Below are 14,033 nucleotides of genomic sequence, written 5' to 3'. Positions count from 1 at the left end.
AGAGGACTGAAAGCCACACCCGGACCCCCTGGGTGAGCCAACCCTACGAATGGCTCGCTCATCCCGATCAACAAGGTAGGGAGGACTGAGCCGTCCCACAGGCGATCACACCCCGGCCGCCCGCGCCTTCTCGTACACCTCCGCGGCGACGTCCTTGAGCTCCTGGGCGTCCCGCGGGGTGGTCTGCAGGTCGACCAGGATCTCCTCCAGACCGATCTCGGCGTGGGCGAGAAGGTCCTCTACGATCTGGTCGGCGCTGCCCTGGAAGGGCCGCCGGTCGGCGCCGTCGTACGCCTTGGCGGAGTGCACGGCGTTCACCCTGAGGACCGTCCGGATCGGCTCCTGGCGGCCGCGCTCGGCGGCGAGATCCTGCAACTCGTGCCACTGAGCGGCGATCTGCTCCACGCCTGCGCCGACCGGCAGCCAGCCGTCGGCATGATCGACGAGCCGGCGCTGCGCCTTCGGCGTGCTCGCGGCCAGCAGGATCGGGATCGGCCGGGCGGGCTTGGGGCCGACCACCGCCGACTCGATCTTCGTGATGCGGCCGTTGTAGCGCACCGGGTCCGGGCCCCACACCGCCCGGCAGACGTCGATCACCTCGTCCAGCACCTGGCCAGCACCTGGCCGCGCTCCTTGATCGGCCGGATTCCCGCGGCCGCGTACTCGTCGAGGGACCAGCCGGTGCCGAAGCCCGCGATCACCCGGCCGCCGCTCGCCGCGTCCAGCGAGGCGAGGGCCTTGGCGAGCTGGAACGGCACGTGCAGCGGCGCGACCAGCACGCTGCTGCCCAGCCGGACCCGCTCGGTGGCGGCCGCGGCCAGGGTGAGCGTGACCAGCGGATCGGCCACGTGGCGGTACAACTCCGGCCAGGGCAGCCCCTCGATGCCGTACAGCCCCTGTCCGGCGGGCTCCGGGAACAGGGCCCGCTCGTACACGCACAGGCTGTCGAAGCCGATCCGCTCCGCCGTGCGTGCCACGTCGGGCACGTCCCTGCCGAGGTCGTACTGCCGATTCTGCGGAAGCCCGAGTCCCAGACGGGTCGCCATGGCTGTGCTCCTTCGTGATCGGAGTATCCGTCGATCAACGTACAGCGATCACCCAGGAGTTCCGGGGAGATCCCCGGGGGGTGTCCGGATCGGTCAGTCCGGCAGCGGCGTGAGCAGCATGCGTCCGGCGAAGCCGACTGCCGCGTCCAGCCGCTCGGTGAACTCCTCGGCCACGTCGGGCAGTCGGCGCAGCGCCCACAGCGCCCGCGCCGCCGACCAAGTGGCGTCCCGGGCCCGCTCCAGGCTCCAGGAGCCGAGCAGGTGCGTGAGCGGGTCGGCGATCTGGAGCAGATCCGGGCCCGGCATCAGATCTTCGCGGATGCGCTCCTCCAGCGACACGAGGAGGTCGCCCACGCGGTCGAACTCGTCCTCCAGGTCGGCCGGTTCGCAATCGAGCGTACGGCAGGCGTCCACGACGGCGAGCGCCAGGTCGTGGCCGATGTGCGCATTGATGCCCGCCAGCGCGAACTGCAGCGGCCGTACGCCCGGATGCCGGCGGAACTGGAACAGCGGCCGCCAGCAGGCCGGCGGGCGCCGCCCGTCGGCCACCGCGTCCACGGCGGCGAGATATCGCTGCGCGAACCGGACGTCCAGCGTGCTCGCGGCCCGCGGGTCCGCGAACCGCCCCGCGTCCAGGCGCCGGTCGACCTCCTCGGTGACGGCGAGATAGACGCGGTTGAAGACCGCGACCCCGTCCCGCTCCGGCAGGGCGGTGTCCAGGGCGCGCATACGGGTGACGACTGCGTCCACTGTGTCCACGCGATGGGTGAGTTGTGCCGATTGCGCCATGGGGGCAGGGTCCCAGGCCTAGGCTGGCCCGGGTGCCGACGGGCCCGACGCTTCCCCAGAACGGGGGAACGCGCCCGTCGCGGGGGAGGGGGAGCAGTACCGTGTCAGGCTTACGTGCCCGGCGCCTGGCCGCGCGCAGGGCCGAGCGCAGGCGCGCCGCCCGGCGCCACACCATGATCGCGGTCGCATGGGCCGTGGTCGCGGTCGGCACGGTCACCGGGACGATGTCGGCGCAGCCTCTCCGACGTCCAACACGCCGACCGGTTCGCCTCGCTGGCCCGCGCGGGCCGCGTCCTCAAGGCCGCGAACCCCAGGGCGCGGGTCTACTACGACGCCGGGCACTCCGGCTGGCACCCTGCGGAGAAACAGGCGGCCCTGCTGAAACAGGCGGGCGCCGCCTCACCCGACTCCTCCGACGGCGTCTTCAGCAACGTCTCCAACTTCCGCCCCACGGCCGACGAGATCGCCTACGAACGCCAGGTCCTCGGCGCCCTCGGGGGCCCGGCCGGCCTCGGCGCGGTGATCGACACCAGCCGCAACGGCAACGGCGCCCCGCCCGACGGCCAGTGGTGCGACCGGCGGGCCGGAAGATCGGCCGGACGCCCACCCTGCACACGGGCGAGGCGCGGATCGACGCCTACCTGTGGGTGAAACTGCCGGGGGAGTCGGACGGGTGCAGGGGGGCGCCGGGGACGTTCACGGCGTCGTACGCCTACGACTTGGCGCGCTGAGCGTCGGCCTCGGCGGCTTCGTCGTACGACGACGTGCCCTCGTCCAGCAGCGGCTTCTGGGTCTTGAGGTGGGCGGGCGCGAACAGCCGCAGCGCGTGGTAGCCGCTGATGGCGACCAGCGTGCCGAGTGCGATGCCGCTGAGGGAGAAGGTGTCGGTGAACTTCATGGTGACGTTGCCGACGCCGATGATGATGCCCGCCGCGGCCGGCACCAGGTTCAGCGGGTTGCGCAGGTCCACCTTGGCGTTGAGCCAGATCTGTGCGCCGAGCAGGCCGATCATGCCGTACAGGATGACGGTGATCCCGCCGAGCACCCCGCCGGGGACCGCGGCCACGACCGCGCCGAACTTTGGGCAGATGCCGAACAGCAGCGCGAAGCCGGCGGCAGCCCAGTACGCGGCGGTGGAGTAGACGCGGGTCGCGGCCATCACGCCGATGTTCTCCGAGTACGTGGTGTTCGGCGGGCCCCCGACGGCGGTGGACAGCATGGAGGCCACGCCGTCGGCCGAGATCGCGGTGCCCAGCTTGTCGTCCAGCGGGTCGCCGGTCATCTCGCCGACCGCCTTGACGTGCCCGGTGTTCTCGGCGACCAGCGCGATGACGACGGGCAGCGCGACCAGGACCGCCGACCACTGGAAGGACGGCCCGTGGAAGGAGGGCAGCCCGATCCAGTCGGCCTTGCCGACGCCGGAGAGGTCCAGGCGCCAGTGGTCGGTGAGCTTTCCGCTCGCGTCCACGGAGTGGATCCTGCCGAAGATCCGGTCGAAGACCCAGGAGATGCCGTACCCGAAGACCAGACCGAGGAAGATCGCGATCCGGGACCAGAAACCACGCAGACAGACGACGGCCAGCCCGGTGAACAGCATCACCAGCAGGGCGGTCCACTGGTCCTGCGGCCAGTAGGTGGAGGCGGTCACCGGGGCGAGGTTGAAGCCGATCAGCATCACGACCGCGCCGGTGACGACGGGCGGCATCGCGGCATGGATGATCCGCGCCCCGAAGCGCTGCACGGCGAGCCCCACCAGGAACAGTGCGACACCGACGACGAAGACTGCGCCGGTCACGGTCGCGCTCGTGCCGCCCTGCGCCCGGATGACCGCGGCGACGCCCACGAAGGACAGGGAGCAGCCCAGGTAGCTGGGCACCCGGCCGCGGGTGGCGAGCAGGAAGATCACGGTCGCGACGCCCGACATCATGATCGCGAGATTGGGGTCCAGGCCCATTAGCACGGGGGCGACGAAGGAGGCGCCGAACATGGCTACGACGTGCTGGGCGCCGAGTCCGATCGTGCGGGGCCAGGAGAGCCGTTCGTCGGGGCGTACCACTGCTCCGGGTGCGGGTGTCCGTCCGTCACCGTGCAGCTTCCAGCGCACGCCGAGGTCCATGGTGGGGTTTCGCTTTCTTTGTACGTGAAGACTGTCCGAACCATTGTCAGGGGTGCCTGGCGCTTCTACGCTCACACGGTCTTACTTATGAACTGCGTTCACGTATCTGATCGGAGGGCTTGATGAGTGGAAGACCCCGTGTGGCCGTCCTCGTGGCCGCGGTGGCGACTTTCGCAGCCGTACTCGTCCCCTCCGCCTCCGCGCACGCGGCCCCGAAGGTCCCGCACACCGCCGTCCTCGACGGCACCCGGCTCCAGCAGACCAGGCTCCGCCTGGACCACGGCGACCCCCAACTCCGGCGGGCGCTCGAGGACTTGACGGCCCGCGCCGACGCCTGGCTGGACCAGGGCCCGTGGACGGTCGTCGACAAGCCCAAGCCGGCGCCCGGCGGCGACGTCCACGACTACCTGAGCCAGGCCCCGTACTGGTGGCCCACCCAGGCCCCGACCGCCGACAACCCCTGGGGCTGCCCGTACGTGCAGCGCGACGGCCGGCGCAACCCCGAGGTCGACAGCGGCACCGACCGCCAGGACGTCGAGAAGGTCTTCGACTCGGCGTACGACCTCTCGCTCGCCTGGTACTACACCGGCAGGAGGCAGTACGCCGAGAAGGCCGCGCAGGTGCTGCGCACTTGGTTCCTCGACCCGGCCACGCGGATGAACCCCAACCTGAACCACGCACAGTTCATCCCGTGCAAGTACGACGGCCGTGCGATCGGCATCATCGACTTCTCGCAGTCGTACACCGGCGTCGTCGACGCGCAGGCGATCCTCGCCACGGGTGCCCCGGGCTGGACGAAGACCGACCGCACCGGCATGGCGAAGTGGAACTCCGACTTCCTCGGCTGGCTGGAGAAGAGCGACTTCGGCAAGCAGGAGGGCGCGGCCGCCAACAACCACGGCACCTTCTACGACATGCAGCTCGCCGCCCTCGCCTACGCGACCGGCGACAGGGACCTGGCCCGGCGGACGGTGCTCGACGCGCGCGCCAAGCGCATCGACCCGCAGATCGCGGCCGACGGCAGCCAGCCGCAGGAGCTCGAGCGGACCCGGAGCTGGCACTACTCGACGTTCGATCTGGTCGCGTACACCCGGCTCGCGGCGATCGGCAGGCACGTGGGCGTGAACCTGTGGGCGTACCGGGGGCCGGACGGCCAGAGCCTGTTCAAGGCGGTGGACTACCTGCTGCCGGCCGCGACGGGGGCTGCCGCGTGGCCGCATCCGGAGCTGGAGTTCTACCGGTATGCGGCGAGCGACGTGGTGCACGCGGCGGCCGATGCCGGGGACGCGGCGGCGAAGGCGGCCGTACCGAAGCTCCAGGCACCGCCCGGGGGTGACCTGTGGGCGCTGCGGCCGGCGGCGGAGCAGCTGGATTCGATCGCGGGCTGACCGGGGCCTTCCCGGTCGGACCGAGTGTGTGCTTGTGACCGTCTGCGGGCGGGGCGGAGCCGTCCGGCCTCGAGGCCGCTTCACCATCCCCGTTCGAGGACGAGGCCGTTCAGTCCGAAGCGGGGGCCTGGGGGCATGAGGGGCTGGGGCCTGGGGGCATGAGGGGCTGGGGCCTGAGGGCATGAGGGGCTGGGGGCGGCAGCACCCAGCGAGTGGGCAGCAGCGCCGGGGCGTTCAGGGCCGGGGGTCGGGCACCCGTGCGGCCTGCGGAGCAACTTTCGGCCGGTTCCGGTCGCCCGCCCGCAGCCCGCCCGCAAAGGCGGCAAGCCCGCACGCCAGCACCGTCACCAGGCCGAACGACACCACGAGGCTGGTCGCCTGGGCCAGTCCGCCGATCGCGCTCGGCGCGACCAGCCCCGAGGTGTACGTGATGGTCGCGACGCCCGCGATGGCCTGGCTGGGGTTCGGCCCGCTGCGGCCCGCCGCCGCGAAGCACAGCGGCACGACGACCGCGATGCCGAGGCCCATCAGCGCGAACCCGACCATCGCCATGGCCGGACGAGCCGCGGTGACGATGAGCAGCCCGCCGAGGACGGCGAGGACTCCGCTCGCGCGGACCGTGCGCACGGAGCCGAACCGGTCCACCACCTTGTCGCCCGCGATCCGGGCGACGGCCATGGTCAGCGTGAAGCCCGTCGTGCACGCGGCCGCGAGTCCGGCCGAGGTCTCCAGCCGGTCCCGCAGGTACACCGCCGACCAGTCCAGGCTCGCGCCCTCCGCGAACACCGCGCAGAACCCGATCGCGCCGATCAGCAGCGCCGACTTCGGCGGCAGCGCGAACCGGGGCGGTGGCTCCTCGTCCTCCGCGGGCTGCAGGTCGAGGACCCAGGTGCACGCGACCAGGCCCAGCACGGTCAGGACCGCGGCCGCCAGGGCGTGGTGCAGCCGGGCGTCCGAGCCGAGGTGTGCGGCGAGCGTGCCGGCCGCCGAGCCGATCAGGGCGCCCGCGCTCCACATGCCGTGCAGGCCGGACATGATCGACCGGCCGAGCCGGTTCTCGACCTCCACGCCGAGGGCGTTCATCGCGACGTCCGCCATGCCGGCGGAGGCGCCGTAGACGAACAGGGCCAGGCAGAGCGTGAGGAGGTTGGGGGCGAAGGACGGCAGGATCAGGGAGAGCGTCCACAGCGCGATCAGGCCGCGCAGGGCGTTGCGGGCGCCGAAGCGGTGGCTGATGCCGCCCGCGAGCGGCATCGCGACCGACGCACCGAGCGCGGGGAACGCCAGCGCCAGTCCCAACTGGCCCGCGCTGACCGAGGCGTGGTCCTGGATCCACGGCACGCGGGTCGCGAACGAGCCGGTGACGGCGCCGTGCACGGCGAACACGGCCGCCACGGCGTACCGGGCGCGCCTCACCTCGCGCTGCTCGTAGACCACTGCACTCATTCTGGGGCCCCTCCCCCGGCTCTGTGTCTCCCCGCTGCGCCGGCGTAAACTATCAGGAACCCTGCCTGATAGATAGGGGAAATACGCCCGCCCGCGGCGCGGCCCCGCCGATCTGGGAGGATTCCCGGTATGCCCGCATCCCCGAGCACCGCCCGGGCCATCAACGACCGGCTCGCCCTCCGGCTGCTGCAGCAGGAAGGACCGTTGACGGCAGGGCAGTTGAAGCAGCTCACCGGCCTGTCCCGGCCGACCGTAGCCGACCTCGTCGAACGCCTTACGGCCTCCGGCCTGATCACCGTGGTGGGCGAGTCCGGGGAGCAGCGGCGCGGCCCGAACGCGCGGTTGTACGGGATCGTCGCCGACCGGGCCCACCTGGCCGCCCTCGACGTGCGCACCGAGGGCGTTTCCGTCATGGTGTCCGACCTGCTCGGCCGGGTGCTCGCGGAGGCATCCGTGCCGATCGGCGGGGACACGGGAACCGGACCGGCGGTGGAGCAGGCGGTGGCGCTGGTGGAGCGGGTGGCGAAGGAGGCCGGGGCGATGGGGATGCCCCCGCGGGAGCGCGTTCGAGCGCGGGGGAGGCTGCACACGGTCGGCATCGGCGCGCCGGGCCTGATCGACCCGGTCACCGGCGAGCTCCGCGACTCGACGGGCCTGCCCGAGTGGCACCGCCGCCTGGTGGCCGCGTTGCAGGAGAGGCTCCCGAGCGCCCGCGTCATCGTCGAGAACGAGACCAACCTCGCCGCCCTGGCCGAGCAGCGCGACGGGGCCGCCCGGGACCGGGACACGTTCGTCCTGCTCTGGCTCGGCCACGGCACGGGCGCGGCCGTCGTCCTGGACGGCACCCTGCGCCGCGGCGCCTCCGGCGGCACCGGCGAGATCGGCTTCCTCCCGGTCCCGGGCACGGGCGCCCTGCCGACGGCGACGGACTGCGCGGGAGGCTTCCACTCGCTGGCCGGGTCGGCGGCGGTCGTGGAACTGGCGGGAGAGTACGGGCTGCGGGAAGAGGGAGTCGGAGCCGGACCAGAGCCGGCCGCCGCGGAACTGGTGCGGGCAGCGGTGGCGGAGGCTGTTGGTGCCGGGGCCGGGGCCGGGGCCGGTGGCGGGCGGGCCGAGGGAGTGGACGCGGGCGGCGCGCAAGCCGAGGACGCCGCGGCGACCGGTCCCGACGCGGCCGGCACCCCCGGGGCCGAAGCCGGCGGTGAGGACGTGCCGGAAGCGGACGACGCCCGGCGGGCCGACTCGGCCCCCGGCGCAGGTGCGAGCGCGCCCGGCGCCGTCCGCTCCGCGTCCCACCCTGCCCGCGCCGTCCGCTTCCTGGACGCCCTCGCCGACCGCCTCGCCATCGGTGTCGCCTCCGTCGTCGCCGTCCTGGACCCCGGGTGCGTGGTGCTGGGCGGTGAGGTGGGGCAGGCCGGCGGGGACGTGCTCGCCGCGCGCGTGGCGGAGCGGATCCGGCGGATGTCGCCCCTGCCCACGGAGGTGCGGGCGAGCGCCCTGGGCGGTGGCGCCGTCCTGCGTGGAGCACTGCTGACCGCACGGGACCGCGCCCAGGACGAGCTGTTCGCCCCGCCGGAGCGATGACCCTGTGCCGGGGCAGCGACCGTGCTCAGCTCCGTCGACCGCCCCCGAACCGCGCCGCCAGATACTTCTCGAACGTCCGCTTCCCCACGGCCCGCTCCGGCGTGAGATGACCACCGCTGCGGAACCCCCGGTACGCCCTCCCCGCCAGCGGCACGCTCAGCACCGCCCGCCGCCGACCCGTCGCCTTCAGATACGCCCGGGTCAGCGACTCGAAGCTGCGCACCTCGGGCCCGCCCATGTCCGCCACCCGCCCGGCCGGTGCCCCCAGCGCCAACTCGGCCAGCCGGTCCGCGACTTCCGCCACCTCGATCGGCTGGTCCCGCAGGCCGGCCGGCAACAGCACGACCGGCGGCTTGGCCAGCACCTGGAACACCCGGACCAGCAGATCGTGGAACTGCGTGGTGCGCAGCACGGTCCAGCCCAGCCCCGACTCCCCGATCAGCTTCTCCACGGCGAGCTTGGTCTCGTAGTAGCCGAACGGCACCCGGTCGATGCCCACGATCGAGATGTAGACCAGGTGGCCCACCCCCGCCCGCCGCGCCGCCGCGATCAGGTGGGCGGCCGCCTCCTCGTCGCCCCGGGGGGAGGTCGCGCAGTGCACGATCGCGTCCACGCCCGCGACGGCCGCGTCCAGACCGGGGCCGCCCTCGCGCAGATCCACTGCGTACGGCTGGGTGTGGCGGCTGAGCACTCGCACCTCGTGCCCGTCCGCGCGCAGCCGCTCGACGACGAGCCGGCCGAGCGTTCCGGTGCCGCCGGTCACCAGGATCGTGGTCATGCTGTTCCGTCCCTTCGGACACCGGCGCTCCCCGGTGGAGCGCCCTTCGACAGCTGAGACCGGACAGCCCGCGGAAACGTGACAGGCCGCTACCGGCGCGTCAGCTGACGCCGTACGAAGTCCAGCTTGTCCGGGTTCACCACGGCACGCACCTGCGCGACGAGGCCGTCCCGCAGCTCGAAGGAGACGACCCCGACGAGCATGCCGCCCGCCCATGCGGCCAGCCCCCTCGCGCCGTTGATCTCCGCCACCGTGAAGTCCAGGCCCGCCGCGAACCGCTCGGCGCCGCCCGCCAGGAGCCGGACGACCCTGTCGCGCCCCTCGACCGGCCGCCGGGCCGCGGAGACCTTGCCGCCGCCGTCGCTCCACCAGGTCACGTCGGCCGCGAGCAGCTTCTCCAGTCGGGCCAGATCGCCCTCGCGGGCCGCCGCGACGAACGAGGTGACCAGCTCCTCCTGCCGCTCGGGAGCGGGCTGGAACCGGGTGCGCGGATCGCCCACCCGCTGCGTTGCCCGCCGGTGGAGCTGACGGCAGTTGACGTCGGTCAGATTTAGCACGTCGGCGATCTCCCGGTACCCGTACGCGAACGCCTCCCACAGCACGTACACCGCCCGCTCGGTGGGCGTGAGCCGCTCCAGCAGCACCAGCACGGCCATGGACACGGCGTCCCGCTGCTCGGCCGACTCCAGAGGGCCGAGCGTGCCGTCCGAGGTGACCACCGGTTCCGGCAGCCAGGCCCCGACGTATCTCTCGCGCCGGGCCCGCGCCGAGGTCAGCCGGTTCAGGCAGAGGTTGGTGACGACCTTGGCGAGCCAGGCGCCCGGGTGCTCGACGGCCGAGCGGTCGGCGCAGCGGTAGCGGAGATAGGCGTCTGGACCGTGTCCTCGGCCTCGTCGGCGGAGCCGAGCATGCGGTAGGCCAGACCGAACAGACGCGGGCGGTGGGTCTCGAACTCCTCGGCATCGGGGCTCGTCATGCGGTCACCCTGCCAGAGCGCCTCGGGGCCGGGTTGGGGAGGGTCCGGCGGCGGGCAAGGGCCGTCTTCACCGCCGCCGGGCCCGTACACAGCGACCCTAAGAGGACTAGACCATTCTGGTCAATAGGTATGAACCAATCTCAAGGCCGGGGCCGGCCATGGGAGTTGAGGCCGCACGGGTGTGCGGGGGAAGTCCAGTCCCGCATGCTGTGAGCCACTCCACACCCATCGTCTGTATGGACGTCGATCAGGCGTGGCAGACTGGCCCTGTACCAGTAGCAGCGCACTCCGGGGTCGGTGAAAGTCCGAACCGGCGGTTACAGTCCGCGACCCGGTCGCTTCCAGCGGCCGGTTGACCAGGTGAAATTCCTGGACCGACGGTTAAAGTCCGGATGGGAGGCAGTGCGCGGCGAGCGGGCATCCGTGCGCGCCGCCGTCTGGAGTCGTCCGTGCGGACGGGTCCCGTAGGCGTCGTCCCCGGTTTCTCGCTCGTACTTTCTGTCGTCCTCGACAGCCCCGGAGTCCGTGCCCGAAGAGGCAGGAGGACCCGGGAAGTGTTCACCGGAATCGTCGAAGAGCTGGGCGAGGTCACCGCCGTCGAGAACCTCGGCGACGCCGCCCGCTTCCGGCTCCGCGGCCCCGTCGTGACCGAGGGCGCGCAGCACGGCGACTCCATCGCCGTGAACGGGGTCTGTCTCACGGTCGTCGAGCACGAGGGCGACGAGTTCACCGCCGACGTCATGGCGGAGACCCTCAACCGCTCCAGCCTGGGTGTCCTCACCGTCGGCTCGCGCGTCAACCTCGAGCGCCCCACCGCCGTGGGTGCCCGCCTCGGCGGGCACATCGTGCAGGGACACGTCGACGGCACCGGCACCGTCCTGGAGCGCAAGCCCTCCGACAACTGGGAGATCGTCAAGATCTCGCTCCCCGCGGACCTCGCGCGCTACGTGGTCGAGAAGGGCTCCATCACCGTCGACGGCATCAGCCTCACCGTCGTCGACGCCGGCCCCGACTACTTCACCGTCAGCCTCATCCCCACCACCCTCGCCCTGACCACCCTCGGGCTCAAGCAGCCCGGCGACCCGGTCAACCTCGAGGTGGACGTCATCGCCAAGTACGTCGAGCGGATGCTCGGCGACCGTGTGCGGGGGGCCGCGCAGTGAACTGGCTCAACTCCGAGGCCTTCACCCTCTTCGGCCAGCACATCAAGTGGTCGGACATGATCGGCAACGTCATCGGCCTGATCGCGCTGACGTTCGGCTGGCGGCGCTCCATATGGAGCTGGCCCACCCAGTTCCTCTCCGGCCTCATCCTGTTCGCGGCCTTCGCCACCGCCCACCTCTCCGGCAGCGCGGGCAAACAGGTCGTGGTCATGGTCGTCGCCGGCTACGGCTGGTGGCAATGGAACCGTGGCAAGGGCCAGGCGGAGGACGGCCACATCGCCGTACGGTTCGCCACCTGGCGCGAGCGCGCGGTCCTGGTCGGTGTGGCCGCCCTCGGCACGCTCGCGGTCGCCGGGCTGTTCACCGCGTACCCGTCGCTGTCCTGGGACCCCTGGCCGGACGCCTACATCTTCGTCGGCACCATCGTCGCCATGTACGCCCAGGCGCGCGGCATGGTCGAGTTCTGGTTCGCCTGGCTGCTCGTCGACGCCGTCGGCGTGCCGCTCAACTTCGCCAACGGCTTCGCCTTCTCCGGTTTCGTCTACGTCATCTACGGCGCACTCGTCCTGTGGGGCATGCGCGACTGGTGGCTGCGCTCCCGCCGGGCCGCGCAGCCCGTCCTGGAAGGAGCGCCCGCATGAGCGTGGCCCCGATCCTGTACAGCACGGACAACATCGAGGACTTCGCGCTCGACCCGATCGAGCAGGCCATCGCCGACATCGCCGCCGGCCGCCCGGTCGTGGTCGTCGACGACGAGGATCGCGAGAACGAGGGCGACCTCGTCATCGCCGCCGAGAAGGCGACCCCGGAGATCGTCGCCTTCATGATGAGCGAGTGCCGCGGCCTGATCTGCGCCCCCATGGAAGGCGAGGAGCTCGACCGGCTCAGGCTCCCGCAGATGGTCGAGGACAACACCGAGTCGATGAAGACCGCGTTCACGGTCTCCGTCGACGCCTCGGCCGCCCACGGCGTCACCACCGGCATCTCGGGCTCCGACCGCGCCACCACGCTTCAGCTGCTCGCGAGCGGCACGGCCGAGCCCTCCGACTTCGTCCGCCCCGGCCACGTCTTCCCGCTGCGCGCCAAGCCCGGCGGCGTGCTCGTCCGCAACGGCCACACCGAGGCCGCCGTCGACCTGGCCAGGCTCGCGGGGCTGCGCCCGGCCGGCGCGATCGTCGAGATCGCCGGCGAGGACGGGCGCATGCTGCGCCTGCCCGAGCTCATCCCCTTCGCCCGCAAGCACGGTCTGACGATCATCTCCATCGAGGACCTGATCACCTACCGCCGCACCTCCGAGCCCACCGTCCGCCGCGAGGCCGAGGTCCACCTGCCCACCGCCCACGGCACCTTCACGGCGTACGGCTACCGCTCCACCGTCGACGGCGTCGAGCACGTCGCCCTCGTGCACGGCGAGATCGGCGACGGCGAGGACGTCCTGGTCCGCATCCACTCCGAGTGCCTCACGGGCGACGTCTTCAGTTCCCTGCGCTGCGACTGCGGCCCCCAGCTGGACACCTCCCTGGAGCGCATCCAGACCGAGGGCAGGGGAGTGGTGGTGTACCTGCGCGGCCACGAGGGGCGCGGTATCGGCCTGATGTCGAAACTGCGTGCGTACGAGCTCCAGGAGCGTGGCCGCGACACCCTCGACGCCAACCTCGAACTCGGCCTGCCCGCCGACGCCCGAGACTACGGCGCCGGCGCACAGATCCTCGAGGACCTCGGCGTGCGCAGCGTCCGCCTGATGACCAACAACCCCGACAAGACCGACGCGCTCCTCCGCCACGGCCTCAAGGTCACCGGGCGGGAGCCGATGCCCGTCCAGGCGGGCGAGCACAACCTCCGCTACCTGCGCACCAAGCGGGACCGGATGGGGCACGACCTGCCCTGGCTGGACACGACGACCGTGTCCACCTGCGGCAACCAGTAAGAGAGAGCACTGAGGAGACACGTGAGCGGCAAGGGTGCACCGGAGTTGTCCGTCCGGAACGTCGGGGACCTCAGGGTCGCCGTCATCGCGGCACAGTGGCACGAGAAGGTGATGGACGGTCTGGTGGACGGCGCCCTGCGCGCCCTGCACGAGCTGGGCATCGACGAGCCGACCCTGCTGAGGGTCCCCGGCAGCTTCGAACTGCCGGTGGTCGCCAAGGTCCTCGCGGGCCGCGGCTACGACGCGATCGTCGCCCTCGGCGTCGTCATCCGCGGCGGCACCCCCCACTTCGACTACGTCTGCCAGGGCGTCACCCAGGGCCTGACCCAGGTGTCGGTCGAGACCGGCGTCCCCGTCGGCTTCGGCGTGCTCACCTGCGACACCGAGGAACAGGCCCTGGACCGGGCGGGCCTTGCGGGCTCCAGCGAGGACAAGGGCCACGAGGCGGTGACCGCCGCGGTCGCCACCGCGGCCACACTGCGCTCAGTATCCGAACCCTGGCGGTAAGGAGTCCCCGCAACCGCGTAGGGTGGGGACCACCATGTCCAAGAAGACGTTCGAGGAGCTCTTCACCGAGCTCCAGCACAAGGCCGCCCACGGCGACCCCGCCACCTCCCGCACCGCCGAGCTGGTCGGCAAGGGTGTCCATGCCATCGGCAAGAAGGTCGTCGAGGAGGCCGCCGAGGTCTGGTTGGCCGCCGAGTACGAGGGCAAGGAGGCGGCCGCCGAGGAGATCTCGCAGCTGCTGTACCACGTCCAGGTGATGATGGTCGCCCGCGGGATCTCCCTGGACGACGTCTACGCCCACCTCTGAGCCGTA

The 14,033-nt window shown here is 72.1% G+C and carries 14 protein-coding genes, 1 pseudogene and 1 riboswitch; of the genes and pseudogenes, 8 read left to right on the top strand and 7 right to left on the bottom strand.

What is annotated here, in order from left to right; genetic code table 11:
• Positions 1–105: 105 nt before the first annotated feature.
• Together ABZV31_RS28270 and ABZV31_RS28265 are read right to left on the bottom strand one after the other, a co-directional pair.
• Positions 106–1,046 (bottom strand): annotated as a pseudogene (locus ABZV31_RS28270) (LLM class F420-dependent oxidoreductase).
• A gap of 93 nt (positions 1,047–1,139) precedes the next feature.
• Complete coding sequence (locus ABZV31_RS28265; RefSeq protein ID WP_355899343.1) at positions 1,140–1,835, bottom strand: DUF5995 family protein; 696 nt, start codon at positions 1,833–1,835, stop codon at positions 1,140–1,142.
• 273 nt (positions 1,836–2,108) lie between these two features.
• Here ABZV31_RS28265 and ABZV31_RS28260 point away from each other — a divergent pair, with 273 nt between their 5' ends.
• Positions 2,109–2,486: a glycoside hydrolase family 6 protein gene (locus ABZV31_RS28260; protein WP_355899349.1), complete on the top strand. Its 378-nt coding sequence runs from the start codon at positions 2,109–2,111 to the stop codon at positions 2,484–2,486.
• Positions 2,487–2,547: 61 nt separating this feature from the next.
• Here ABZV31_RS28260 and ABZV31_RS28255 read toward each other — a convergent pair whose 3' ends face one another.
• A complete protein-coding gene (locus ABZV31_RS28255) occupies positions 2,548–3,951 on the bottom strand; it encodes a solute carrier family 23 protein (RefSeq protein WP_355899340.1) in 1,404 nt (467 codons plus the stop codon).
• A gap of 122 nt (positions 3,952–4,073) precedes the next feature.
• Here ABZV31_RS28255 and ABZV31_RS28250 point away from each other — a divergent pair, with 122 nt between their 5' ends.
• Complete coding sequence (locus tag ABZV31_RS28250) at positions 4,074–5,339, top strand: alginate lyase family protein (RefSeq protein ID WP_355899337.1); 1,266 nt, start codon at positions 4,074–4,076, stop codon at positions 5,337–5,339.
• Between the two features lie 234 nt (positions 5,340–5,573).
• Here the strand turns inward: ABZV31_RS28250 and ABZV31_RS28245 are convergent, their stop codons facing one another.
• A complete protein-coding gene (locus tag ABZV31_RS28245) occupies positions 5,574–6,785 on the bottom strand; it encodes an MFS transporter (protein WP_355899334.1) in 1,212 nt (403 codons plus the stop codon).
• 129 nt (positions 6,786–6,914) lie between these two features.
• On the opposite strand from ABZV31_RS28245, the gene ABZV31_RS28240 reads away from it, so the two are divergent.
• Entirely contained in the window at positions 6,915–8,369 is a 1,455-nt protein-coding gene (locus ABZV31_RS28240; protein ID WP_355899332.1) for an ROK family transcriptional regulator, read from the top strand.
• 25 nt (positions 8,370–8,394) lie between these two features.
• Here ABZV31_RS28240 and ABZV31_RS28235 read toward each other — a convergent pair whose 3' ends face one another.
• The 3 genes from ABZV31_RS28235 to ABZV31_RS28225 all read right to left on the bottom strand — a co-directional run bounded on the left by ABZV31_RS28235 (position 8,395) and on the right by ABZV31_RS28225 (position 10,123).
• On the bottom strand, positions 8,395–9,147 hold the full coding sequence (locus ABZV31_RS28235) for an SDR family oxidoreductase (protein WP_355899329.1): 753 nt from the start codon (positions 9,145–9,147) through the stop codon (positions 8,395–8,397).
• A gap of 89 nt (positions 9,148–9,236) precedes the next feature.
• On the bottom strand, positions 9,237–9,866 hold the full coding sequence (locus tag ABZV31_RS28230) for a sigma factor-like helix-turn-helix DNA-binding protein (RefSeq protein WP_355899326.1): 630 nt from the start codon (positions 9,864–9,866) through the stop codon (positions 9,237–9,239).
• Positions 9,867–9,928: 62 nt separating this feature from the next.
• Positions 9,929–10,123 (bottom strand): sigma factor, encoded by a 195-nt coding sequence (locus ABZV31_RS28225; RefSeq protein WP_355899323.1) that lies wholly within the window; start codon positions 10,121–10,123, stop codon positions 9,929–9,931.
• 279 nt (positions 10,124–10,402) lie between these two features.
• A riboswitch (FMN riboswitch) is annotated at positions 10,403–10,533 on the top strand.
• Between the two features lie 144 nt (positions 10,534–10,677).
• Here ABZV31_RS28225 and ABZV31_RS28220 point away from each other — a divergent pair.
• From ABZV31_RS28220 to ABZV31_RS28200, 5 genes are read left to right on the top strand one after another with little or no spacing between them, the layout of a single operon-like run.
• Positions 10,678–11,286 carry a riboflavin synthase gene (locus ABZV31_RS28220; RefSeq protein ID WP_355899320.1) on the top strand — a complete coding sequence of 203 codons (609 nt, stop codon included), beginning with the start codon at positions 10,678–10,680 and terminating at the stop codon, positions 11,284–11,286.
• A complete protein-coding gene (locus ABZV31_RS28215; RefSeq protein WP_355899317.1) occupies positions 11,283–11,927 on the top strand; it encodes a nicotinamide mononucleotide transporter family protein in 645 nt (214 codons plus the stop codon). Before ABZV31_RS28220 ends, ABZV31_RS28215 begins: the two co-directional genes overlap by 4 nt.
• Positions 11,924–13,213 (top strand): bifunctional 3,4-dihydroxy-2-butanone-4-phosphate synthase/GTP cyclohydrolase II, encoded by a 1,290-nt coding sequence (locus tag ABZV31_RS28210; protein ID WP_355899315.1) that lies wholly within the window; start codon positions 11,924–11,926, stop codon positions 13,211–13,213. The genes ABZV31_RS28215 and ABZV31_RS28210 overlap by 4 nt, the downstream gene beginning before the upstream one ends.
• Positions 13,214–13,234: 21 nt before the next feature.
• The gene (gene ribH, locus ABZV31_RS28205) at positions 13,235–13,720 is read left to right on the top strand and encodes a 6,7-dimethyl-8-ribityllumazine synthase (protein WP_355899312.1); all 486 of its coding nucleotides are present in this window, start codon (positions 13,235–13,237) and stop codon (positions 13,718–13,720) included.
• 34 nt (positions 13,721–13,754) lie between these two features.
• Positions 13,755–14,027, top strand: a complete 273-nt coding sequence (locus tag ABZV31_RS28200) for a phosphoribosyl-ATP diphosphatase (RefSeq protein WP_355899309.1) — start codon at positions 13,755–13,757, stop codon at positions 14,025–14,027.
• Positions 14,028–14,033: the final 6 nt, after the last annotated feature.

It is taken from the genome of Streptomyces sp. NPDC005202, assembly GCF_040608235.1.
GTDB lineage: Bacteria > Actinomycetota > Actinomycetes > Streptomycetales > Streptomycetaceae > Streptomyces.
Note: the sequence above shows the minus strand (reverse complement) of the source record. Positions and strands in the feature narration are given on the sequence as shown.

Bases quoted from the DNA above. Each gene is read 5' to 3' on its own strand.
- ABZV31_RS28240 (WP_355899332.1), top strand. From the start codon at position 6,915: ATGCCCGCATCCCCGAGCACCGCCCGGGCCATCAACGACCGGCTCGCC.
- ABZV31_RS28265 (WP_355899343.1), bottom strand. From the start codon at position 1,835: ATGGCGCAATCGGCACAACTCACCCATCGCGTGGACACAGTGGACGCA.
- ABZV31_RS28210 (WP_355899315.1), top strand. From the start codon at position 11,924: ATGAGCGTGGCCCCGATCCTGTACAGCACGGACAACATCGAGGACTTC.
- ABZV31_RS28225 (WP_355899323.1), bottom strand. From the start codon at position 10,123: ATGACGAGCCCCGATGCCGAGGAGTTCGAGACCCACCGCCCGCGTCTG.
- ABZV31_RS28235 (WP_355899329.1), bottom strand. From the start codon at position 9,147: ATGACCACGATCCTGGTGACCGGCGGCACCGGAACGCTCGGCCGGCTC.
- ABZV31_RS28255 (WP_355899340.1), bottom strand. From the start codon at position 3,951: ATGGACCTCGGCGTGCGCTGGAAGCTGCACGGTGACGGACGGACACCC.
- ABZV31_RS28200 (WP_355899309.1), top strand. From the start codon at position 13,755: ATGTCCAAGAAGACGTTCGAGGAGCTCTTCACCGAGCTCCAGCACAAG.
- ABZV31_RS28250 (WP_355899337.1), top strand. From the start codon at position 4,074: ATGAGTGGAAGACCCCGTGTGGCCGTCCTCGTGGCCGCGGTGGCGACT.
- ABZV31_RS28245 (WP_355899334.1), bottom strand. From the start codon at position 6,785: ATGAGTGCAGTGGTCTACGAGCAGCGCGAGGTGAGGCGCGCCCGGTAC.